This window comes from Bradyrhizobium uaiense (assembly GCF_010811875.1).
In the GTDB taxonomy this organism is placed as follows: Bacteria; Pseudomonadota; Alphaproteobacteria; order Rhizobiales; family Xanthobacteraceae; genus Bradyrhizobium; species Bradyrhizobium uaiense.
This window is the reverse complement of the sequence record NZ_VKHP01000515.1, coordinates 1-1,016: the sequence shown is the minus strand read 5'-3', so window position 1 is coordinate 1,016 and position 1,016 is coordinate 1. Positions and strand designations below refer to the sequence as shown.

The window sequence follows — 1,016 nt, the reverse complement described above, 5'->3', positions numbered from 1 at the left end:
GCGGTCGCGATCGCGGGCATAGCGACGGCTATCGTGGTCGGATTGTGGTTTGCATTCTATCTGCTGGTCTTCCTGCCGCGGAGCGCTCCCTGATGGCGACCGAGACGGACCATAGCCCGGGCGAGGCCGTCGCGGCGCGGATCGAGCGGCGCTGGGCGACGCTGTCGATCGTCATCGTCGGCGTGCTGGTCGGCATGGCGGCCTTTATCGGCATCCACCAGGCGACGATGCCGCAGGGCCGGGTCGAAATCGCCGATCCCAAGACGCTGCATCTGTCCGGCGAGTTCACCGAGAGCAATCTCGGCAGTGAAATGGCGGCCGACGGCTCGGTCACCGTGCGCGCCATCGGCCAGCAATATTCCTTCACGCCGCAATGCATCGTGGTGCCGGCGGACACGCCGATCAACTTGCGCGCCACCAGCGCCGATGTCGTGCACGGCTTCCTGATCGAGGGCACCAACGTCAACACCATGCTGGTGCCGGGCTACATCACGGACCTGCCGGTGCGCTTCAAGGCGCCGGGTGATCATGTGATGCCGTGCCAGGAATTCTGCGGCATCGGCCACCAGGGCATGTGGGGCAAGGTCAAGGTGATCGACAAGGGCGCGTTCCGCGACATGGCGGCAGCGAAGCGGAGGCCGACCTGTGTTGACTAACAAGCGGCTCATCCTCTCTCACTTCTGGCTCGCCTTCATCGTGTTCGGTGCGGCGCTGGTGCTCGGCGCCTGGCAGATGTTCGTGCGCAGCCCGCTGAACGCCTGGCATTTCAATCCAGAGTTCTACTATCGCTCGGTCACCGCGCATGGCTCGGCGATGGGATACGTATTCCCGACGTTGATCGCGATGGGATTCGGCTATGCGATCACCGAAGCGTCGCTGGAGAAGGCGCTGGTTGGGCGGCGCTGGGCCTGGGCCGGTTTCTTTCTGGTCGCCGTCGGCGCCGTTGTCGCGATGATCCCGGTGTCGCTGGGCCTCGCCTCGGTGCTCTACACCTTCTATCCGCCGATGGTCGGCAA

At 64.9% G+C, this 1,016-nt stretch carries 2 protein-coding genes; both read left to right on the top strand.

The features are described 5' to 3' along the window. The first annotated feature begins 92 nt into the window (after positions 1-92). Positions 93-656: a cupredoxin domain-containing protein gene (locus FNJ47_RS46200; RefSeq protein ID WP_163163449.1), complete on the top strand. Its 564-nt coding sequence runs from the start codon at positions 93-95 to the stop codon at positions 654-656. Further along, a partial coding sequence (locus tag FNJ47_RS46195; RefSeq protein ID WP_175068525.1) for a cbb3-type cytochrome c oxidase subunit I occupies positions 646-1,016 on the top strand: 371 nt, incomplete at its 3' end. The genes FNJ47_RS46200 and FNJ47_RS46195, both read left to right, overlap by 11 nt.

Coding starts and splice junctions, on each gene's coding strand:
- FNJ47_RS46200 (WP_163163449.1), top strand. CDS start 93: ATGGCGACCGAGACGGACCATAGCCCGGGCGAGGCCGTCGCGGCGCGG.